18 protein-coding genes are annotated in these 22175 nt (G+C 54.7%); 14 read left to right on the top strand and 4 right to left on the bottom strand.

What is annotated here, in order from left to right:
• Positions 1–31 precede the first annotated feature (31 nt).
• Together AC24GY_RS16095 and AC24GY_RS16090 are read left to right on the top strand one after the other, a co-directional pair.
• Positions 32–1366, top strand: a complete 1335-nt coding sequence (locus tag AC24GY_RS16095; RefSeq protein ID WP_487685044.1) for an MFS transporter — start codon at positions 32–34, stop codon at positions 1364–1366.
• A gap of 84 nt (positions 1367–1450) precedes the next feature.
• Positions 1451–2908, top strand: coding sequence for an APC family permease (locus AC24GY_RS16090; protein ID WP_487685041.1), 1458 nt, complete (start codon positions 1451–1453; stop codon positions 2906–2908).
• Between the two features lie 471 nt (positions 2909–3379).
• Here the strand turns inward: AC24GY_RS16090 and AC24GY_RS16085 are convergent, their stop codons facing one another.
• From AC24GY_RS16085 to AC24GY_RS16075, 3 genes are read right to left on the bottom strand one after another with little or no spacing between them, the layout of a single operon-like run.
• The gene (locus AC24GY_RS16085; protein WP_487685038.1) at positions 3380–3796 is read right to left on the bottom strand and encodes a hypothetical protein; all 417 of its coding nucleotides are present in this window, start codon (positions 3794–3796) and stop codon (positions 3380–3382) included.
• Between the two features lie 16 nt (positions 3797–3812).
• Positions 3813–5267, bottom strand: a complete 1455-nt coding sequence (locus AC24GY_RS16080; RefSeq protein ID WP_487685035.1) for a hypothetical protein — start codon at positions 5265–5267, stop codon at positions 3813–3815.
• A gap of 9 nt (positions 5268–5276) precedes the next feature.
• Entirely contained in the window at positions 5277–5477 is a 201-nt protein-coding gene (locus AC24GY_RS16075; protein ID WP_487685032.1) for a hypothetical protein, read from the bottom strand.
• Between the two features lie 632 nt (positions 5478–6109).
• Between AC24GY_RS16075 and AC24GY_RS16070 the strand changes: the two genes are divergently transcribed.
• Positions 6110–8416 carry a PEP/pyruvate-binding domain-containing protein gene (locus AC24GY_RS16070; protein ID WP_487685030.1) on the top strand — a complete coding sequence of 769 codons (2307 nt, stop codon included), beginning with the start codon at positions 6110–6112 and terminating at the stop codon, positions 8414–8416.
• A 32-nt stretch (positions 8417–8448) separates the two neighbouring features.
• Here AC24GY_RS16070 and AC24GY_RS16065 read toward each other — a convergent pair whose 3' ends face one another.
• Complete coding sequence (locus tag AC24GY_RS16065; protein ID WP_487685026.1) at positions 8449–10137, bottom strand: class I SAM-dependent methyltransferase; 1689 nt, start codon at positions 10135–10137, stop codon at positions 8449–8451.
• A gap of 148 nt (positions 10138–10285) precedes the next feature.
• On the opposite strand from AC24GY_RS16065, the gene AC24GY_RS16060 reads away from it, so the two are divergent.
• The 11 genes from AC24GY_RS16060 to AC24GY_RS16010 all read left to right on the top strand — a co-directional run bounded on the left by AC24GY_RS16060 (position 10286) and on the right by AC24GY_RS16010 (position 22175).
• Positions 10286–10978, top strand: a complete 693-nt coding sequence (locus AC24GY_RS16060) for a queuosine precursor transporter (RefSeq protein WP_487685023.1) — start codon at positions 10286–10288, stop codon at positions 10976–10978.
• A gap of 206 nt (positions 10979–11184) precedes the next feature.
• Entirely contained in the window at positions 11185–12348 is a 1164-nt protein-coding gene (locus AC24GY_RS16055) for a hypothetical protein (protein ID WP_487685020.1), read from the top strand.
• A 12-nt stretch (positions 12349–12360) separates the two neighbouring features.
• On the top strand, positions 12361–12720 hold the full coding sequence (locus tag AC24GY_RS16050) for a hypothetical protein (protein WP_487685017.1): 360 nt from the start codon (positions 12361–12363) through the stop codon (positions 12718–12720).
• Positions 12721–12740: 20 nt separating this feature from the next.
• The gene (locus tag AC24GY_RS16045; protein WP_487685014.1) at positions 12741–13541 is read left to right on the top strand and encodes an SDR family NAD(P)-dependent oxidoreductase; all 801 of its coding nucleotides are present in this window, start codon (positions 12741–12743) and stop codon (positions 13539–13541) included.
• Between the two features lie 65 nt (positions 13542–13606).
• Complete coding sequence (locus tag AC24GY_RS16040; RefSeq protein WP_487685011.1) at positions 13607–14677, top strand: pyridoxal phosphate-dependent aminotransferase; 1071 nt, start codon at positions 13607–13609, stop codon at positions 14675–14677.
• A gap of 17 nt (positions 14678–14694) precedes the next feature.
• On the top strand, positions 14695–15408 hold the full coding sequence (locus AC24GY_RS16035; RefSeq protein ID WP_487685008.1) for a B3/B4 domain-containing protein: 714 nt from the start codon (positions 14695–14697) through the stop codon (positions 15406–15408).
• Positions 15409–15412: 4 nt separating this feature from the next.
• Positions 15413–15958 carry a DUF3291 domain-containing protein gene (locus tag AC24GY_RS16030; RefSeq protein WP_487685005.1) on the top strand — a complete coding sequence of 182 codons (546 nt, stop codon included), beginning with the start codon at positions 15413–15415 and terminating at the stop codon, positions 15956–15958.
• Complete coding sequence (locus tag AC24GY_RS16025; protein WP_487685002.1) at positions 15955–17424, top strand: pyridoxal phosphate-dependent decarboxylase family protein; 1470 nt, start codon at positions 15955–15957, stop codon at positions 17422–17424. The genes AC24GY_RS16030 and AC24GY_RS16025 overlap by 4 nt, the downstream gene beginning before the upstream one ends.
• 11 nt (positions 17425–17435) lie before the next feature.
• Entirely contained in the window at positions 17436–18443 is a 1008-nt protein-coding gene (locus AC24GY_RS16020; protein WP_487684999.1) for a prephenate dehydrogenase/arogenate dehydrogenase family protein, read from the top strand.
• An 853-nt stretch (positions 18444–19296) separates the two neighbouring features.
• Positions 19297–20934, top strand: a complete 1638-nt coding sequence (locus AC24GY_RS16015) for a TIGR02677 family protein (protein ID WP_487684996.1) — start codon at positions 19297–19299, stop codon at positions 20932–20934.
• A complete protein-coding gene (locus tag AC24GY_RS16010; protein WP_487684994.1) occupies positions 20931–22175 on the top strand; it encodes a TIGR02678 family protein in 1245 nt (414 codons plus the stop codon). The genes AC24GY_RS16015 and AC24GY_RS16010 overlap by 4 nt, the downstream gene beginning before the upstream one ends.

Here is a 22175-nt window from a genome sequence, read left to right as displayed (position 1 = left end):
TTGACCCACGGATAGACTGCGGATTCATCTCATGCCATCCAGCCTCCCGGAACCAACCTCTCACACCGCGGCACTCGACCGTGCACGCCGCAAAGCTTACTGGCATCTGCTGCCGCTGCTGTTTGTCAGCTACATGATCGCCTATGTGGACCGGCAGAATGTGGCGGTGGCGAAGCTGACGATGACGCGGGATCTGCCGGGCTTTGACAATGCGGTGATCGGCTTCGGTGCGGGGATTTTCTTCCTGGGCTACTTCCTGCTGGAGATTCCCGGGACGTTGATGGTGGAACGCTGGAGCGCGCGCAAGTGGATCTGCCGGATCATGATCACCTGGGGCGTGATGGCGGGGCTGACGGCTGCGGTGACGACGCCGTGGCAGTTTTACACGGTGCGCTTTTTTCTCGGGCTGGCCGAGGCGGGCTTTTTTCCGGGCGTGGTCGTTTACCTCACGCACTGGTTTCCCAGCCGTGACCGGGCTCGTGCGCTGGCCACGTTTCTCGTGGCGACGCCGATGGCGCAGATTGTGAGTCCGAAGATCTCGAATGCGCTGCTGCAGATTGGCTCGGATGCGGCGCATCCTCCGGTGCTGGGCATGGTGGGCTGGCAATGGGTGTATGTGTTCTGGGCGCTGCCTGCGGTGGTGCTGGGGACGTTCGTGTTTTTCTGGCTGGTGGACCGGCCCAAGCTGGCGAAATGGCTCACGGAGGAGGAGAGTACGGTGCTGGAAGCGGAGCTGGAGCGCGAACGTGCGGAGACGCGCAAGGGCAAGCGCATGACGGTGATCGAAGCGCTGAGGCACCCCAAGGTGCTGCTGCTGGCGCTGGTTTATTTTTGCACGGTGACCGGCAGCTATGGCATCGAGTTTTTCATGCCGAGCATTTTGAAATCGTGGTATGCGATGGACATGAACCAGTTGACTTGGCTCATCATGCTGCCGCCCGCCGTGGCCATGTGCGGGCAGCTTTTCATGGGCTGGAGTTCGGATCATTTCAAGGAGCGCCGGTGGCACGCGGTGCTGCCGATTGTCATGGGTTCGACGGCGCTGGGGCTGATGCCGCAGACGCAGGGCAATCTGGTGCTGACGATGGTGTGCCTGATGACCGCCTTTGCCGGATTCAAGAGCTACATGCCCGCTTTCTGGGCGCTGCCGAGCATGTTTCTCACTGAGTCTGCAGCCGCAGGCAGCATCGGACTGATCAATTCGATTGGAAATCTCGGTGGCTTCCTGGGGCCGAATGTGCTGGGCACGGTGGAAAAAATGACCGGCTCATTTGTGGGCGGGCTTTACTATTTGTGCTGCTCCATGCTGGTGGCCGCCACGATCATTTTTAGCTTTGGGCTGGGGAAAAAAGAGACTGTCAAATGACGTGTTATTTGGCAGTCGTACTGGCACTTTTAATGATTGCGGCTTTGTGCGCGTCTTCACATACTCGCGCCACTTTCCCGCATTATGAAAAAAGGTCTGTTCAGCACCAAATCCACTTCGCAGCTCATCGCCGAGTCCAATGATGATTCGCACGGACTCAAGCGCGTGCTTTCGCGCTGGGCGCTTGTTTCACTCGGCATTGGGGCGGTGATCGGAACGGGCATCTTTGTGCTAACCGGACATGCGGCGGCGGACTTCGCCGGACCTGCCGTGGCCTTGTCCTATATTCTCTCCGGGCTTGGGTGTTTATTTGCCGGGTTGTGTTATGCGGAGTATGCGGCGGCCATCCCCATTGCTGGCAGCGCCTACACTTATTCGTATGCGACTCTGGGGGAACTGGTGGCGTGGCTCATCGGCTGGGATTTGATTCTCGAATATCTGTTCGCAGCGGCCACAGTCGGGGTCGGCTGGTCCAAGCATTTCACCCCGTTCATGAAGGATTTCTTCAACGTGGAGTTGCCTGAGCAGTGGTGCCGAGCCCCCCTGGACTACATTGACGGGCACATCACGCACACGGCCAATTATGTGAACATTCCTGCCATTTTGCTGATCTGGATCATCACGGCGCTGCTGGTCGTGGGCATCAAGGAATCCGCGAGTTTCAACAATGTGATGGTGGCGATCAAAGTGGTGATCATTCTGATGATCATCGGTCTTGGCTGGGGCTACATCAACTCCGCGAACCTGACGCCGTTCATCCCTGAAAACACGGGGGAGTTTGGCAAGTTCGGCTGGAGCGGTGTTCTCAAAGGCTCTGCCGTGATCTTCTTTGCCTACATTGGATTTGACGCTGTCTCGACGGCGGCACAGGAGACGAGGAATCCGCAGAAGGACATGTTCTGGGGGATGATCGGCTCGCTGGCGATCTGTGCGGTGCTGTTTGTGGCGGTATCCATCGTGCTTTGCGGCATGGTGAACTACAAGGAGTTGCATGTGGATGCCCCGGTGGTGTACGCGCTGGAGAAGGTGGCAGGGGACAGTTTGAAATGGCTGCGCATGGCGGTGGAGATCGCGGTGCTGGCGGGGCTGAGTTCGGTGATCCTTGTGCTGCTGATGGGGCAGCCGCGAGTGTTTTTCAGCATGGCCAAGGATGGGCTGCTGCCGCCGATGTTTGCCAAGGTGCATCCCAAGTACGGCACGCCGCACATCACCACGATCGTCACTGGGCTGGTCTGCTCCCTGCTGGCGGGTTTTCTGCCGCTGAATCTGCTGGGGGAACTTGTGTCCATCGGCACGCTGATGGCATTCAGCGTGGTCTGCATCGGCATCATCGTCCTGCGCAAGACCAAGCCGGACATGCCGCGGCCTTACCGCACGCCGTTTGTTCCGGTGGTGCCATTGCTGGGTGCTGGCATCTGCGTGCTGCAAGCGTGCTCTCTGCCAGCGGACACTTGGATCCGGCTCTTTGTGTGGATGGCCATTGGGCTTGTTATTTACTACTTCTATGGGATCAAGCACAGCAAGCTGCGAAAGGAGTCTTGAGACTGTGTTTTGCAGGCTAGGCCACAGGCCTATAAGCTGGCATATTTTGCAATGCGGTCTGGCGGTTGGTTGAAAACTCGGGAAGCTTGGCGGGGTTTACTGGTTAACCGTCATGTCCCTCACTCCTGATGACTTCAAACATCGCCTACGGGCCGGTGATGAAGAGTCTGGGAGGAAGTCGGAAACGCAAGAGAGAGCGAAGGTTCCTGCTCTTCCTCCTGTAAAGGCGCTGCCGAAAATTCGGCGCAGTGTCATGTCTCGCGTGCAGGCTCCACCGGCAGATACATGGCGGGTGCGCTGGGACAAATGGGGCGGACGCTCGCTGGCTTTGAGCCTTGTCGTGCATGTGCTGATCTTGAGCGTGGGAGCACTGATCGTGGTGCATCATGTTACCGACAGGCAGTTGGACTTCATTCCTGGTGGAGGCACAGTTCAAGGGGCGCAGGCGGAAGAGGCGTTGCAGCACAAGATTCAGCAGAAGAAAAATCCGTGGCTGAAACAGGCGATGCCCAATCGCAAACTGGCGGTGGCCAACAGCATCAAGGATGTGATGGTGCTGTCGGAGCTTCCGGACATGCTCGATTTTTCGCCGACATCCAAGCCGATGGGTGGCGGCGGGGCGGTCAGCGGAGGATTTGGCCTGGCGGGGGCGGCGGGAGGTGTGGGCACCGGGGTGGGGCTGGGGGCCAAAAACGGCATGGTCTTTGGCCCTTTGTTTGGCCTGACTATCAAAGCCAAAAAGCTGGCGGTGGTGCTCGATGTTTCTTCTTCGATGATGCCGCACTTGGAACGTGTGGTCAACGAGGTGGACAAGGTGGCGAAAGGAAGCGTGGTGGTGCTGTATTTTGGCTGCGGTCTGGAGCCGCCTGAGAAGCCATTGGTGGGCACGAAAATATTTCGCACCTCAGCGGTCGAGTTTGAAAAATTCTGGCGTCAAGGCGGGGCCACTTTCATGGAGACGGCGCAGTACAAAATCAAAACCGAAGACCCTATCCCGAGCAAGGATCTGTTCCTCAAGTTGTCTCGCCGTCCGCAGACTTATTTCATCCACAATGTGGGAGTGGGCTACACATGGCTGGCGCTGCTGAGTGATGAGGTGCGCAATGCGGATGGGCTGTACTGGTTCTCCGATTTTCAGGATCGCGTCGACTTCAAGCAGATGGCTGTGGTGCTCGACAACTTGAAGCGCCGGAAGCAGCGGCTTTACATTCACTCGTCCGGCAAAGGGGAGTACTTTGATCTTGTCAAAAACCAGCTCGTGGTTCCGACGGAGGGGGATTCGTATATTGAGGAGTGAGGAAAGTGAGAAGCTTGCAACCAGCTTGAGGGCGAGGGAGTTTGCGCAAGCCTCTCGCATACCTCCGGCATGCGATTTTGAGCTTGTTGGCTGATTTGGCGTAATCCGGTGGTTTTCGCTCGCAAAGCCTCGCTTCACCACCGGCTTGTTTATAATTTCATTTCCTGGTTTCGTTTTAATACTGGTCTGAATTTCTGACTGATCGGCTGGTACGGAAATCTGACCGTTGCTGGTCTGTTTTTCTGACTGATCAACCGCTGGTGCGATTTTCTGACCGATCAGAGAATCCGACCAGCACAGGGCATAGGTCGCGCTGCGTCGTTCATCGAAACGATGGCTGAACACGCCGTCGGCCACACGGATGATGTAGTTCTTTTCTAGCGCGGTGCGCACGGCCTTGGCAAGATCGGAACGGCTGCCAATTCGCGCGTAGTTCTGAATGTGCTGGAAGGAGAGCGCCACCTGCTGACGACGACGTCCATGCTTGGTCTGAAAGCCAATGCTGTGACGGATGACCGAGCCGACGACCTTGATGACGGAGAGGGGTTCATTGGGAATCACGACATCAAAGAACTCGTTCGGGATGTCGGTGCGATTGCCGTCGCCTTCAAAAAAGCCCCGGAATTCGGCAGGCCGGGTGGTGTAGGCCGCCCCGCTCCAGTTCAAGGCATAGAGCGCCGACTGGCCGGCATCATGTGCAAGTTTCGGTCGTCCTTCGCGAATGCATGCGATGACCCGACCTGTGAGAGCGTCATCAAGGGCACAGCGGATCATGTCGCGGCTCACCCCCGCCTTGTGCTCCAGCTCACTGTAGGAGGCTTCGATCTGCTCCTCCTGTGGGTTGCCATTGGCATTGCACCATCCAAGGGTTTTGCGAATGAGGTAGCCAACGATACGCACGACACCACGCGAGAAGTGCGGAATGACCACGTCAAAGAACTGGTTCGGCGTGTAAGTCGTGTTCGAGGTCGGCGGTCTAAATCCCCGAAATGTCGAAGCCGCCGGGCTGGGTGCCTTTGGTGCAGAGAGGACGATTCGATTTTCCGTAATCGTGTGTCCCATATTTGTGCGCTAAAGTCGAATTACCGGCTCGGGCTTCGCGGTCTCGACCTTTTGTTCATGCTGCTCCGCAAGCCACTTCACATACCACCGAAGGATGGCGTTGATGATGAAACTGCGGCTGCGCTGCTGCTCGCGCGCCAGTCCGTCAATGAACCCGAGCACATCACTCTCGAACTTCACGCCCGCAGATTTTCGGATGATTTTTTCCATGCCCTTATCTTACCATGAATGTGACACGACTGGTCACGTCGCCCTGTGGATAACCTGCGGTGCCTCAAAACTTGGGTCGCCCGTAGTTTTGCACCTCTCCGGCTTTGCCGTATTGTTTCCCGCGCGGCTGCGGATGAGTGAGCAAGAGCCTCGTGGCAAGGCGGGGAGGCACTTGCGAGGCTTATCCGGCAGTGGCGCTATTCATTGCATGGGTGGCCGAAGGAACCGCCTGGCTTGCCATTCGCGCAGCGATGCCAAGTGGGGCGGTTGTGGTGGCGGAGTTGCCTCAAGCGCTTGAGCGATGACGGGCAGGTGGAAGAGGGGGCTGACGGTCATCGCTGAAGTGCCTCAATTTGGGTGACTGTCCTGGTCTTGAGCGAAGAGAATGACGAGGGAGGGAGGCGGCAGGTTGAATGGTGAGGGCGTTGCGGGACACCTCCCGCTCGAAGGGGTAGCGGCGCACGCAGTAGCCGCGAGGGGAAGGCTTTCCCCGCCGTTATTGCGTATCGGCACTGCGGGGCGTTCGTCAGTCTTCTAAGATGGTCACTTGAGAACTGACGACCAATCTGATATTATGATTTCAATATTTTCGAGCCTAATTTTTTTAGGCGAACCTGCCAGCCACGCTCACTATGACAACCCCTCGCAACGCCTATATACATCAGCTTCGTTCCGTTTCACGTGTTCATATTGGGCAGGTGGGAGGTAAAGCTGCATCTTTGGGGGAAATGTGTACCATTCCTGGATTGTGCGTGCCTGCCGGCCTTGTCGTGGCTGTAGATGCCTTCTTCAATCATATTGCAGCCGCCCAGATTGATGATCAGATATCAAAGATCGTGAGCAAGCTTGATAGCGCGAATGACATTGCTGAACTGAATCAAGCTGCTCAAAAAATCAGGGGTCTTCTTGAGGCGACAGAGATCTCCTCAGAGTTGATCAGCCAGATCCTTGGTTCTCTAGAGGGGGGGCATGACAAATTGTACGCGGTTCGGTCAAGCGCGACCCAGGAGGACTCAGCAGATGCAAGCTGGGCAGGGCAGTTAGACAGCTACCTAAACGTCGAAATCGAGCAGATAGGAAAGAAGATCATCAAATGCTGGGCCTCGTTGTTTTCACCTCGTGCATTGAGGTACATGCTCGAACATCCTGGATCAATCGGTTCTGGCGTGGCGGTTGTGATACAGGAGATGGTCAATAGCAAATATTCCGGGATATCGTTCTCGGTTGATCCTGTTACTGGGGATGAAAATAAGATCGTGATCGAGGCCACTTCGGGGCTTGGAGACGCTATCGTTTCGGGACGGGTCATACCGCATCAATATACCGTTCGGGCATCAGATTTCGCCATTATAAACAGGTTAATCGGTCAGCAACCGGAAGTAGAACGGCTCCTCTCCGACGAGTTGATCAACAACATCGCCCGGACCAGCAAGTCACTAAGCACCCACTTTGGATATCCATGCGATGTGGAATGGGCAGTATCTGATCGGCTTTACATCGTCCAATGCCGGCCCGTGACGGCAGTCTCCTCGTCAGTGCAGGATGCCCAATCACGCCTCAGAATGACCTCACTTTGGAGGTACCACGGGACGTACACCCAGGGGTTGTTTTCCGCCTCGTTTTGGGGAGGTTGGTTCGATAGAGCTACGGTTTCCGCTCTCGGATTCACAATCGATCATAGTGGATACATGGTTTTCGCTGGAGGATCGGTGGCATATGATCCAGAGACCTGCCGCGCTATCGAAGTCCAGGTTCGCACCTTAATGGCTAACAACGAATGGGGCATCTTCACTCAGTTCCGCGATGTGGCAGCTCAGGTCTTTGAAGAGGCATTGCGGGAGGCCAAGCAAATAGGTGCAAGCGAACCATCCCTAGATACATTCTTGCGACTGGTTGCGTCAGGAAAGAAGTTGACACTTTTCTGGTATCTTGCGGCGATACCATTGAGTTTCGCCATCGAAACTATTGTGTCGGAGCAGGCAATCAAAGACGGTATCTCCGCAGAAGATGTGCCGTTGCTTGTACCTCATGTAGAAACGCCAGGGACCGCTCAACAAATTGACGCCCGGTTGCTAAAAGCGCAAATTCGAGACGCATCATTTTCCCAGGTGTTGAAGTCGGAAGAACTGACGTTAAAATTGGAAGCGTTTGCGACCAAGTACGGGTGGATCAAGTTCGGAAACTGGAGGGGAAGTGAGTTAGATGCACAAGATGCATACAATCTGATCGTCTCGGTGCCTGACGTCTCCGACCTTGTTGGCATAAAGCCGGTTTCGCCCGAGCTGGGCCAATGCCTCGGGGTAATGGAAGCCATCCTGTATGTCAAGCAAGCGGGGGCCGAGTTCATGTCGCAGGTCCAAGCGACGACTCGCGCCTGCCTCGTGAAGCTCGCTTCTAAATTGGGACTCAGCCTCGACGAACTTCTAGATAGATCCATCGACGAGGTTCTCGAAGGCTTGGCATCCGGATGCTTGAATCCATTGTCACGAGACCCTGATTGCTGGGCCGTCACCTCGAACGATGCCTATCGTACAGGCTACCTCTTCGACCCTACTGCTGTAGCGTCCCTCAAGCTGGCATTAATTCCGTCCGCCTCGACTGAAACAACAACCATAGCGGGGACAACGGCACAGGCTGGAGCTGTGTCTGGACGGGCACGTATTGTGCTAACCGTCGATGACCTGCACAAGGTCCAGCCAGGCGATGTTCTCGTGGCGGACATGACAACCCCGGAGTTTCTGGTTGCGATGGGGCTGGCTTCAGCATTTGTCACAAACATGGGAGGGATGCTTTGCCACGCGGCCATCGTGAGCAGGGAGATGAAAAAGCCATGTGTGATTGGAACCCATATTGCAACGAAAGTCCTCCATGATGGCGATCTGATCCATGTCGATGCAACGAGTGGCTTGGTGCATTTGCTTCAGCATGCAAAAGCTTGACTCAAAGATACATTGTTGATTGATGTCTGAATTTACTGAAGATCAGCAACTCCGTGCTCCTGGTCATTCATGGCACGTCTGCTTTCGGCTTTATCAATCGTGATAATCCAGTTTTCCGCCGGCATTTGACCTGACTTTCCAAAGGATTCTTTTATAAATTTTGCGATTTGTCTATACTGATTATCGCTGAATTCAAAACAGCCAAATAGTTCGATTACTTCTCGCCCATATGGCGTTAAGGTTTCCTTGTCTATAATTTCCGACAAAGGAAAAGGCTTATTATTTTCAATAATAGCTTCCATTGTTGCGCCGGATGAAAATCGACTTTCTATGTCCTTCCACAACTCCTCGGCATAGCATCTATCGGGCTTTCCCTCAATGTGTAGCTGGAGTCCATTAGACTTGCGGCGAAGCCCGTCGGCGAAGTTACACAAGAGGTTGATAAAATTGTTTTTTAGAGGCGCATGCCAGATCACGGCAAAGCCATCCCTTCTAAGTACGTCAAAAATTTTGTCCACATAACTTGGGCAACTGAGATAAAGCGAATGCGAAGCAATCACCAGATCAAATGTCCTGGGTGCCAATTCTGTGCTTTCAAACGTCCGTGATATTACTTGAGCTTGTTTGATGTTATCGTTTCGCAGGTCCATTGGTGGAGCTCCGGGGTCAATGAGGATAATTTGGATGTCACGATACCCGAGCTTCGTCAGTTCTCTGATAACTGCATTAGTGACGTCACCATTGCCAAAGCCAATGTCAAGCACGCGAAGTGGTCTCGGACGAGTAGTACTTGTTATCTGAAAAAGTCTGCTCACCGTGGTCGCAAGATAGTTCTCTGAACCAAGGCGCTCGACAATTTTCCGGTAAATTTCCGCTTTTCTTCGTTGACCGAATACAACTCGGTAAGCCTGTTGAAGCTGCTGGTCGAAAGGGCGACGATCTTCAAAACAGCCAAGGAAAGGGATTGGCTCGGCAAGTTCGAGGAGCCGCTGGCGGTATGCAAAGGCTTCCGCGCTAGGCATCCGAACCCATATATCTTTGATAACTTCACTGCCATCTGTCAACAAATGAGATCCTCTATAGTAGCTTAAAGCATTGTATATTTTTGCTGGTCCTTGTTGATTCCGAATTGTGAACAAAATGCATCTACTTTTCCATCCAAAGAAGAGACTTGGCTGATCGCAAATGCGGTACCCCTTTATTCGATTCAGAGCGGTTTGTTGCCCGGATAAACGCCGAGAAAACTTTGAGTGCAATTCCCGAAACGCTTCCAAAGTATTGGTCCCATCGACATTAGAGTAAAAGTAGTTAAAACAAATACCTTGTCCGATGAGCTTTGCAATGTATTCAAAGAACTCGGGGTTGGAGAGCTCAAGGTAGTTATCTCCCGCAACTATGGACGCGGTGAAAGACAAGTTGGGCTGCACGGTGATTGCATCAACCATGTCTTGGTAGATTTTTTCCAGGGATCCAGAACCAAGAATACCATCATGGCGTTGATCGCTCGGTCGAATTAGGAACTCGTCCTCTGGGACACCCAGCAGCGAAGAAAGATTTTTGATTTGATCAGGCTTCAACCTTGCTCTCTTGGCTCTGGAATATTCACTCGGATTATTAAAATTCATGGCGTGAGCAAGGTCGCCGAATGACTTGTTAGCCCTCTTTGCCAGCTGCTCAAGAGCGTCAAAGTTGCAGATGGGAAGCGATGAATCTTGGTTCACTGATTATTTGAAGTGAGTCGTGACTTGGCAAGTTTGACAAAATTTGACAAAATGGTAGCTTTTTCTGTAAAAACGTTGCCAACTTATTTTGAACCTTTGTCAACAGTTAAATTTTGTGGACCTCAATTCGTATGCTAAACTCATCTCCATGGAAGCGAGAATTGCCATTTATATCATTGTCTCTCTAGTCGTCGCCACTATCATTGCTATCTTGGCAGGGAGACGGTACGGTAGCTGGCTCGTCGAAGTGTCTTACGCAGGCCTTGTTGCGGCATCCATGGTTACCGCTAGCAAGCTTGTTGTTCTGACGAGCGGCTCTGTTGTCAGTGTTGCGGTGGGTATATATTCCGCAACCTTCCTGCTCACCGACTTCCTCAGTGAGCGGTATGGACGAGGTGCGGCCTATCGTGCGGTGTGGATGGGTGTTGTTGTTGAGCTCCTAATGTTAGGGGCGTCCTGGTTTACGATCTGGGTTCCGCCGGCTTCATTCTGGACGGGCCAGGCCGCGTTTGAAGTGGTTTTTGGGGGCACGATGCGAATTGTATTCGCTTCGGTAACAGCCTTTGTGATCGCCCAGCTCATGGACGTTTACGTTTACAACTGGTTTATCGACCGGAGCGGGAGGCGAAAGCTGTGGCTTCGCAGCAATATCTCGACGATTTTGGCACAGGGAACGGATACGATTATTTTCTATAGCGTGGCCTTTGCTGGAACGGGCGTGGACCTGTTCAAACTCATCTGGGTTACTTGGATTGTTAAGATTGCCATCTCCTTGCTGGAGACCCCATTTCTCTACATCGCTCGCTATTACACCCCACAACCCAAAGAAACTCAATCTTAAACACAAACCACAAACTAAAATCTGCGTTCAACAAAAAAACCCTGTGCCGGTGGTGAGACAACGACACAAGGTTATCCGACAAGACTATCACATCGTTGCCGTGTTCGGCTAGAACAAGGGTAACTTCTCGGGACAGCGCCAGTTGTCAAGGGAGTTGTGAGGCCAAAATGGCACTTGCGGGTTGATCGCGCCTAACCGCGCCGCCCATGTACCACTCTCCCCACTACAACGTTGCGGAGTTGAATATGCGTTCACGTATCATTCAGCCACCTCAACCCATAAGCGTTCAATCATCTTGTTTCACGCCCTGTTGTAAGGGCATTTTTCTCCCCATTGCTGAAACTGTGATTCAACAGACGGGCCAGGGCATGCTGGATACAACTGTCCTTGCTGTTCTTCGTGATACTTGCGACGAAATTGGCCGGGGACAATCAGCGGCATGGCGAGTGGCCATGGTTGAAGAGCTTCTTCATCAGATTAGCCGTCCAGCAAAACTGCCTCGAAGTGCAACAGACCGTGTGTTTGAGGTCACGCGCGTGCATGGGGCAATGTATACAATTTATGCTGCTTCCAGTGTCCTTGCGGGATCACGTTTGGTGAGTGCCTCGAAATTAGGTGCGGTTTCTCAGAGTCAACTCGCGTCAACGCTGCACCACTTGGTCAACATGCCGAACTTGATAGCGACGGCGCAGCAGTCCTTACCTATGATGACTGAAAAAGGAAAGGAAGAGGATGCGATTGCCATGGAAATGGAACTCACCCCAAGAAAGGGGCTTTCGTTTGCTCATCGCCTGCCAATTCTGCGCACGGTGCTGAAACGCTGGATCGGTGTCCATCACGTTTTTTACTGCGTCCTCGGTGCGGCGGCGGGAGCCATGGAGACAGGCGCGAAGCTTGTGAGCAACGGTGAGCATGATCTCGCCCTTGGGGTTCTCCAAGCGGCGGAGGCACTAGTGCGCGACTCATCACATCTCTTTTCAATAGCCACCCCTCAGGGATTTGTTTATCGAATGCTGGTGCGCCCTTGGATGATGGCCGTCGCGCCGAACCTCTCAGGCGGCGAAGGGGCAGAGCACGTTGTTTTTCTCCGGGCATGGCGGAAACTTCAGAGTACATTCAAACATGTTGACACCGCCTCGGTAATTGGAGGTGCCTTTGAAAACCTGCGTGCCACCTACGATCTCGCATTTGTGAGGCATGAATACGTTTGCAGGGCGGCAGTCGGAGCGCGCAGCAGCCTGAAAGGAAAAAAGGGGGGGGCTGCTGCCCCCGACACACTGCTGAAACTGCGAACAGCCAGGCTCGGAGTCACGCCATCGCGTTGTCCAATTACTCGTCTGATCGATTTTTTTTCGAAATCCAACCGCTAACCCAGCAAACCAATGAAAACATTAAAACACAAACATCACTGTCAGGAACGAATCCAAGTCCAGGAAACCATCCCCCTAAAGGAAGAATACGCGACGTGGGCCGATGCCTGCTTTGTCGCTCAGGCTTACGATGACACCGCAGAGGTCAATGCCCATCGCGCGGACGGTTATCTAGACCACGCCCAATTCTTCTTCCTTCCCGCCACCTCGGAGGCTTCTCCAAAGCTCATTGTTCAGTATCTCTGGCGGGATGCAGAAAGCCTCCGCACTCTGCTTGAGCAGGAAAAGTTGATCCTTGCAGAATGGTTTGAGCGCTACACCAGCGGCCCCCGCGAGGTCGTTGCGATGGAGAAGCTTCCAGTGGACCTCTGAAACCTCTCGATGTCTTAGTCATGAAAATTGATCTCCATGGTCGGCGCGCACTTGTCACAGCGGGAAGCAGGGGAATTGGTGCCGAAACCGCCGTGGTGCTGGCGGAAGCCGGTGCCAGCGTCGTGGTGAATTACAACAGCGACGAGACCGCTGCGCAAGATGTGGTGCGTCGCTGTCGAACCGCCGGTGCGACCGCCTTTGCAATGCAGGGCGATGCGTCGATGCCCGAGACAGCGGATCGTCTCGTGGCGTCGGCTGCCAAGCAGCTTGGTGGTCATATCAATCTGCTCGTGGCCAATTATGGTCCGTTCGTCTTTGGTCCGCTCACAATGCTCCGACCGGATGCGTTTCAAAAAATCGTGTCCGACAACCTGTTCTCGGCGCAGGCTTTTTGCTCTGCTGTGCTGCCTGACATGATGACCATGAAGGACGGAGTAATACTGGGCGTTGGGCTCTCCTGTGTCATGGACTCTCTTGACGCCGCGCCCAATGTTGGGGCCTATGCCCTGAGCAAGGCCGCCCTGGCCAGCTACATGCGCACCCTGGCTGCCGAGACAGCGGCCCATGGGATAAGAGTTTGCGTGGTTGCTCCCGGCCTGATCGACAATGGTCATCTGCCGGATGGCCAGAAGCGATGGATGGAAGAGCGAGTTCCTTCGGGGCGACTCGGAACTCCCCGCGAAGTCGCGAATGTCATCGCATTTCTCGGTTCCGATCAAGCTTTGTATTGTAGTGGCGCGGTGATCGCGGTTGCAGGCGGATGGCGGTGGGATCAGGACCGCTCCACAAAATATGATCGAACGATGCACGGAGGCACCTAATGCGAACCCAAGGACATTCCCAGCGTGGCGAGGCAGTCCTCATTGAGGACTTCCGCGCTGAGGCCATGCGGTTTGGCGGAGTGGACCTCGCGTCGGGCACCTGGGAGCATGGTGTCCTGCCATTCCCGGAGTGCGTGTTCGGCGGCACCTTCATCATGCCCGGTTATCCGGATCTCAGAGGCCTGCCAGAACTTCGGGAACAGATTGCCAAATACTATGGTGCCTCCATCTCACCAGAAAATGTCTTTGTGACCCAAGGTGCCACCGGTGGCATCATGACCACGCTGGCCGCGCTTATGGAGGCGGGCGAGGAAGTATTGACTGTCGCGCCCTGCTATCCCGGCATCCTTGATGTGACGCGTCAATTGGGGATGTGCATTCGCACCGTTCCTGCTGTGCCATGCGAGGGACATAGTTTTGGCGCAATCGACTGGACGGCCATGCGCACAGCGGTGTCGCCCAAGACCAAGATCATCTTCCTGTGTGATCCCGACAATCCCACCGGACGTGTGCTGGACGAGGAGGATTACCGCCAAGCTGCCGCGCTCTGCGACCACTATGGCGTGATCCTTGTAGTGGATCGCACTTATGAAGCATTTCCGATTCAAAAGTCCATTGTGCCAACGGCCAAAATCTTCGGCACGCACACCATCATCATTGGAAGCATATCGAAAAGTCTGGCGGCAGCTTCGCTCCGGGTGGGGTGGATCTTGGCTCCTTACGCCATCGACCGCTCTATGGTTGTCACCATGGACGCACAGTTTGGCGGCGTCACCCAGCTCGCGCAGGAGATCGTCGCTCGGGCGTTTTCTCAGAATCTCCTTTCCACCCTCCAACATGCAGCCAAAGAGCGTCATCAGGAGTTGTCTAAATTCATACAAGAGGCTGGCTTTCTTGCATGGCCTGTGGGCGGTGGGATATTCATGTGCGTCGAGACCACTGCTTCTTCTCCGCGTGATGGCTGGATGGCGTTAGCACGCCAAGGCGTGGTCGGCATACCTGGATTTGCGTTTTCTGCTCGCTCCCAATCCTCGGCTTCATTTGTGAGGCTCTGCTTTGCCCGCTCCTCAAAGACGATTGCCAGTGCTGGACATCACCTTACCCGCATGAGTGCAAAGAATTTGTCAGAACACTAAAACCAAAAAACAACAGTATGAAAAAGAAGTTCACTATCGATAAATGGATTTGGGACCGGTTCCCAGGAATGAAGCTGGTGTGCCTCGCAGGTCACGGCCTTGATAACAGCGGCGATGGCACTGGCATCACCGCATATCTTGAAGGAATTCAGGAAAAAGTTCGCTCTCATCTGGCCGGACGGCGCGCCGACTCGGTGGAGGCGTTCACCGCCTGGCGGGCCGTGCAACCAGGCAAAAATTTTCCTGCCGCCCACGAGGCGCTTGGCCTGCGGGTTGCCGGTGGAAACCGGCTCCGCTCGATCTCACCTCTGGTTGATCTTTACAATGCAGCCAGTCTTGAGTTTCTGAGCGAAGACATCGCTGCACCGATCGGCGCGTGGGACAGCGATGTTCTTCCGGAAACTCGTCTGATTGAAACCCAGGGAGGCGAAACCTTCACCGAGCTTGGCAAAGCTGCTCCAGTCACCGCGCTTCCCGGCGAAATTGGATATGCCACGCTTGGTGGAGAGGAGTTGGTTACACGGCATTTTGTCTGGCGCCAATCAAGTCTGGCTGCGGTATCGCCGAAAACAAAGGCGTTTTTCCTGGTAAGCGAAGTGATTGAGCCTTTCGCCAGCAAATCAGAGTTCATAAGGTCACGGCTTTCGGATTTGGTGAAGGAAAAATTTCAAATCGAGGTGGCTTCGACCGTGCTCGGCGAGCCCGAACAAGAATGGATCTGGGAGGAATAATGCCATGCATACTATGGAATATCATCAACATGGTTCAGAGCCCACAGGTCGCTTCTCGAATTTCCATCTGGCCCAGTTCAATTTCGCCACCGCGCGTTTTGAACTGTCCGATCCACGAATGGGCGATTTCGTAGACGCCCTCGACCACATCAACGAACTGGCAGACAACATGGACGGTTTTGTGTGGAGACTACAGACCACCGCGGGTAATACCATCGAGATCCGGCCGTGGCCCAGTCACCCGCTCCGTTTGGTCACTCTCAGCGTGTGGCAAGGAATCGATGATTTGACGCGGTATGCCTACAGCGGGGAACACGCGAAAATTATGGCCCGCCGGCGGGAGTGGTTTGAGGAGGCCAATCCGAATGATCCTTACCTCGTGCTGTGGTGGGTGCCTGCCGGTTACATCCCCACAGTGGATGAAGGCGTGGAGAAGCTCACATTGCTGGCTGCGGCGGGATCCACCGCGCAGGCTTTTAGCTTCCGTTCTCAGTTCGATCCTTTTGGCGAGCCACTTCTCCGTGAGGGGAACAAACATATCAAGCCATGAGCAAGAACCTTCCATTGCTGCCATCTTTGGAAAACATCGGCGATATTTCGTCGGGAGAGTTGGCTGAAGCGTTCGAGATGGTTCGTGACCACGTCGCGGAGCACTTCGGTTCAAACACGCACGCGCCGGTCATCGATCCGCAGTGGTCGCCCCTAGACCTGACGAATGCCCTACCTCTGCTGCCAATGAACGGCATGCCGCTGGCGCAAGTGATAAGACTGTTTGAAACAAACATCGCGCCAGGCCTGCTGAGATGGAATCACCCGAGGTTTGCGGCGTATTTTTCCACCAGTGTGGCCACCCCCGCGATCATCGCCGACACCTTTACCGCAGCCTACAACAGCAATCGGATGCTTCGGTCCGCAAGCCCCGCCTCGGTGGAGCTGGACGGCATCGTGGGAGTCTGGTGTGCTGAACTTCTCAAAATCCCCAAGGGATTTGCATCCCAGTTCTTTGTCAGCGCCTCTGAAAGTCACCTCCACGCCTTGCTAGCCGCCATTGGCCGAAAGACAGAAGGCCGCTCGCGCAGCGAAGGTCTCATCGGAAGCCCCCAATTCGCGATTTACACTTCAGAACTGGGGCACTTTTTCGCTCGTAAAAACGCCGTCGCAACCGGGCTCGGTGAAAAGTCGGTTCGCAAAGTGCCTGCTGACGGGCAAGGGCGTCTTCTGCTGCCCGAGCTGCGCCAAATGATTCTCTCCGACATCCAGGACGGCGTTCAGCCGCTCATGGTCATCGCCACCGTCGGCACAACTTCCATTACCTCGGTGGATAGCGTGCCGCAGATCGCCGCCCTTTGCCGCGAGTTTTCGATTTTCAGTTATGTGGATGCGGCGTATGGCGGGGCGTTTGCCGCCCTTCCGGAATGCGCGTGGATTGCAGAGGGGTGGAACCTGGTTGACGCGATCTGCATCAATCCACACAAAACACTTTTCGTGCCTCAGGGATGCAGCCTCCTTTATCTGCGGGACCGCGGAGAGCTCCGTCGCATTTGCGATCACCGTGCCGAATACCTTCCTTCTTCAACTGACGAAGGAGATCCCATGGATTTCTCCCTGTGGTGTGGACTTCGGGTCAACAGCCTTCCGCTTCTTTTCAACTTGCTGGTTTTTGGAGCAGAGGGAATTCGAGCGCGGCTTCGCAGAACGTTGGAATTGGCCGGGTTTGCCGTCAATGAACTACAGCGTCACCCGTATCTCGAACTTCTGGAACAGCCGAGATTTGGCGTCGTTTGCTTCACCATCAAGGAAGACCTAGATCCATTCGCGCAGCAGGTAATGGTCAAAGGGGTCTGCCATGAGGTCCAAAAAAGTGGCAACTGCTGGATAACCACCACGCATTATAAAGGGCGTGAGTGGTTTCGCCTGGCGTTGGGCAATCTTCACACCAGGACAACAGACGTGACGCTAATCATTTCCGAAGTGGCCAGCATCGCGCAAGCCTATCTCAAAAAACAACCAACCTGAACATCATCGTCATGTACAAGCTCATCAACGCCCACAATGAGGTGCCTTTGAAGGTCACGACTCCCACCATTGGCATCATCGGCGGACAGGGGGCGATGGGGCAAATGCTTGCCAGAGAGTTTCGGGCTGACGGTTACAAGGTCATGGTGAGTGGCGAAGACATGGCACACACCCCCCGCATGTTGCGGCGGCTCAATCGCGCCCTGATTCGCAACAGCGATGTCATCATCTTCTCCATTCCGATTGACCGATTTGGAGGTGACCTCCGTGAGATTGTCGGGTCCAACCTTAGGACCGGACTTCGCGGCAAGCTTGTGCTGGATGTTTCATCCACCAAGCAGGAGCCGATGGTCAAATTGTGCCAGATGAAAGGACCTTCCGTCATCGGAATGCACCCCATGTTCGCGCCAACGGTCAAAGGATTTCGCGGCTTGAACGTGGTCCTTTGCCCCGCATTGCAACCCGACGCCATGGGAAACAGCGTCATGCGGCAACGGCTCGACCAATGGACCGCATGGATTCTGGCGTTTTGGCAAAAGCGCGAGGTAAACGTGTCTTTCATGTCATCTGCAGCGCATGACAGAATGGTTCCCTCAATTCAATTCGACGTTCTTATGTCCGTAATGTGTTATGCGCAAACGCTGCAGCAGATGCATGTCAACATGACGCACCTACTCAGGTTTTCGACCCCGAATTCTAGAGTGCTCGGGGCGACCATGTCCCGTATGTTAACCAAACAGATGGTGCAAACCTACACTAATATTGCCTTCGGGAACCCGCAGAATTTTGCTGCGGCCGATGCTTTTGCGGAATCGGCGGCGGAAATTCGGAATTTCCTGCATACCGGCGACCGCAATGGATTTCAAAAAGCGTTGGAATCTTTGGGGGAATTTTTGGATGGTGGTCCTGCGGACGAACTCCGTTCCGATGCCGCGTTCCTCCAACGATCTCTAGCAAATCGAAAATCCATTGAGCAGATTCCCGAGATGCTTTCATTCGGGACGCAAAAGACAATGTAAAGTTTAGGAAACTCCTGAGAATAAGGAGACTTGGGGGGATAGTTTGAAAAATCGCCATCCCTTTGCCTCGATTCGTAGAACGAGCCATAGCAGAAATTGGGCTGACCCGCATCCCTAAATCAAGCGCGGCTGTGGATGAGTGAGCAAGAGCCTCGTGGCAAGGTGAGGATGCGTCTGCGAAGCGCATCCAGCAGTGGAGCTGCCATGGTGGGCGGGGGAATCGCCTGGCTTGCCATTCGCGCAGCGATGCCAAGCGGGGCGGTTGTGGTGGGCTGGCCGGCATCACGCACTTGAGATGGCGCAGATGGCGAGGTTTGCCCGAGAGGGCGGTTTGCATCTGCGATATCTGAAGTGCCACGAATCTGGTGGGCGAGGCGGGCTTGCGTGAAGACGCAGGCTGTCCGGAGCCTGGGCAAGCTCTGAAACTTGAGGGCGTTGCGGGACACCTCCCGCTCGAAGGGGTAGCGGTGCACACAGTAGCCGCGAGGGGAAGGCTTTCCCCACCGAATATCTCAACCTCCAAGGGCGAAAAATACCCAACGCATGGAAAACGAAAACATCTAACGTTGAACTGCTACGTGCTGACCTCTTGGTCATATCCCAAATACTCCCACAACAGTTTCCGATTCTGCTCAGATGGAGGGTTCTTATGCAGTTCCCAATATTTGAGCGTGCCCTATGAAATCCCTAGCTGGCAGGCCAGTTCCTTCATCGTCAGATTCTCTTTCAGTCGCTTGGCACGCACATGATCAGCAATGCAGGTCGGTTTCAAATGCCTGTCATACCGCAGCCACCAGCGCCGCGTATAGCGGTTTAAATGCTTGGGAGAACAATGGGTAAGGCTTTCATAATAATGGTTGTGCATTTTCGGGTTCTAAATAATAAATATTTTGAGGTGCCAGAGCTCTTAATCCATCGTAATCCAGCCCCTGAAGCCGCCACGGCTGTGGACGGCTTGGACGTAAATCATCGTGTGTTTCACCACCTTGCGGCACAAAAAGTGGGGGCGTACAGAATCGTTCTCCGTGTTTTTGTTGCAGCTAAAGAGAGGTTTGAAATAGCACTCCGCCCTGCGGACGTGTTAGAACGGCTAAGCGATGATGAAAAACGACAAGCAGGACTCGACGACGAGGACTCCGTTACCGGTTGTTTGTCGTCTCTCTGCGACTGGGGAAATCTGAGTGCAGCTCGGGATGTTGTTTCGGCGCGAACAATAGAGGAATATTTGCGCCCCAAGTTGCTTTATCAGCTCACACACGCAGGAGATCTGGCAGAGCACGCACTGGCAGATTTTGATGAGGGGCTGGTTCGGCCTGGAGAGCTTTCCGCGTCAGCTCTGCACGACATTGCGGAAGCCCTTGAGGAACTGTTGGCTCTTATGGGTGGCGAGGAACTGGACGCAGGAAAAGCCGTACGCACGCTCACGGAGTTGTCATCCCGCTTCGATACATTGGTCACGCGCGCCCAAATGTTTATTGGTGGATTGCAGCGTGAGTTGGACAGGCCGGAGGCTGAGGAAGTGTCCTTTTTGGCTCTCAAAGAGGAGCTTCTCGGCTACCTTGATCGCTTTGTGAAGGAGTTGGTGAATGCCACATTCCGGGTGAGCCGGTCACTGCAAAAATTGGAGAGCCTGAACATCTCCCCCGCGCTCGAAGCAGCGGCCGATGCTGAGATTAAAGATGCCCTTTCACCCACGGATGAGCAGCGACTGCGAGCTATGCTGTTGTGGCAAAATCGATGGGCAGGCCTGCGAGCATGGTTTATTGGCAGCCACGACCATCAAGCTCACGCAGAAAGCCTTCGCTCGAGGGCGCTGGCTGCCATTCCAGCATTGCTGGAGCGGGTGCAACGGATGCATGCTTTGCGGGCGAATCGCGCCGACCGCGGCACGGACTTTTTGACTCTGGCGCGTTGGTTTGCTGAGGCACCGGAGGAGGATGATCTGCACCGGCTGTGGAGAGTTGCCTTTGGACTGAACTCGTGTCGGCATCTCCGTGTGAATGTGAGCACCTTACAGGCATGGGATCACATCGAAGAGGGCGAGCGCCCATCGTGGGAAAAATGTCCTCCTTACATCATAACCATCACTCAGTGGCAGCGCGGACGTTCTGGCATGCGCGGAAAGCCTCCGGCCATTGTAGACCGCAGCGCGGCCAGGGAGGAATTGCGTGCTCAAGCGGAGAAGGAGAGCCGGCTGCTTCAGGAGGCACGCAAGTCCATCGCCATCCGCACCCCCTGTGTGTTGTCAGAGCTGTCGGAGCTGGATGGCCCCGCCTTTGATGTTTTGATGGATGCCATAGCAGAGGCTTATGCAGTCATTGGACACGGTGAGATCCGAGGCTCTGCTAATACAGCTGACGGAGGCTTGAGTGTCAAAATCGAATTGCCCCAGCCTCAAACCGCAGGAGCAGTGCTCAATACGCCGGGAGGCGTCCTGTTCGGTCCTGACCTGCTCATCACTCTGCGCCTCACAGATGAACCTGCTGCATGAATCGTCCCGCTTTTCAGGAGGCCATCGATTACCAACGCTCCTCCGATACAGAGCGTCAGGAAGCTCTCCGGTCGCTTCTTCGGCAACCTCTGCTAATCGCGGAGCATCCGGAGCATGGGGAGGCGTTTGCAAAGGTTCGGCGTCATGCAGAAGCGTTGCGTCAGTGGTTTGCTAAAAACACAGGCTGGGCGTTGGAGGTGACAGCAGAATGTGCACGGCTTTACAAAGTGCCCGCCAGGGTCACGGATCCTACTCATCCTGCGTGGGTGCCCAAAAAGGAGGGAGTGCCGTTCTCGCGTCGCGCCTACATTTTGATGTGCCTAGCACTGGCCGCTCTCGTCCGTAGCGAGCGTCAGACCACATTAGACAAATTAGCCGCCACCATCGTAAACATGTGGTGGGAAGAGCCAGCATTCAGCGTTCTCACGTTTGATCTGGATGCGGCGGAGTCACGACGTGATCTGGTGAACGCACTCAGGCTGCTCACGGAACTCCATGCACTCAGGCATGTTGATGGCGACGACAGCCAGTTTGAGCGGGACCGAAGTCACAACGTCCTGTATGATGTCAATCATCTCATCATATACAGGCTGCTTGTGACCCGCCGTCCTCCGGCAGCCATCCAAGAACATAGCTGGAGGCTCAGACTTGAAGCGTTAGTTGCTGAGCCCGCTCTTGACGAAGGAGAGCAGCGCAACCAACGCATCGCTCACTACCTTCATCGCAGGCTCCTGGATGATCCAGTGCTGTATGCCAATGCGGCAGATTTAACGCCTGAGGCTCTCGACTATCTGCGTAGTCAGCGGCCTTTTATTCTACGCAGGCTGGTGGAGGCCACAGGCCTTGAAAAAGAAGATCGCGAGGGCGGCATTGCGCTTGCCGATCCCACGGGTGACTGCACCGACATAGGCATGCCGGAGGAGGGAACTCTGGGCCATGCGACACTGCTCACGGCCGAACATCTTGGATCGTTACGTCAAAACGACCCAGGCGGCACTGTCACTGTCACGCTGGTTGAAGAATTTTTGGCCCAGCAGGCTGAGGCATTTCGTGGTTACTGGCGGAAAGAGACTTTGGCAGAAGGTGCGCAAAAGGCCCTGGCCAGGGATGTCATCCGCCGCCTTGAGAGCCTCGACCTTGTGCGTCACATTCGGAGCGAGTTGCTCGTCATGCCAGCCATCCACCGGTACCGCCATAAACTGAATACCAGCACTCAAACCGAAGCCGCCGACAATTCTTGA

The organism is Prosthecobacter sp. Pr1 (assembly GCF_057652315.1).
The sequence above is the reverse complement of the archived record's forward strand: the minus strand, read 5'-3'. Positions and strand labels throughout refer to the sequence as shown.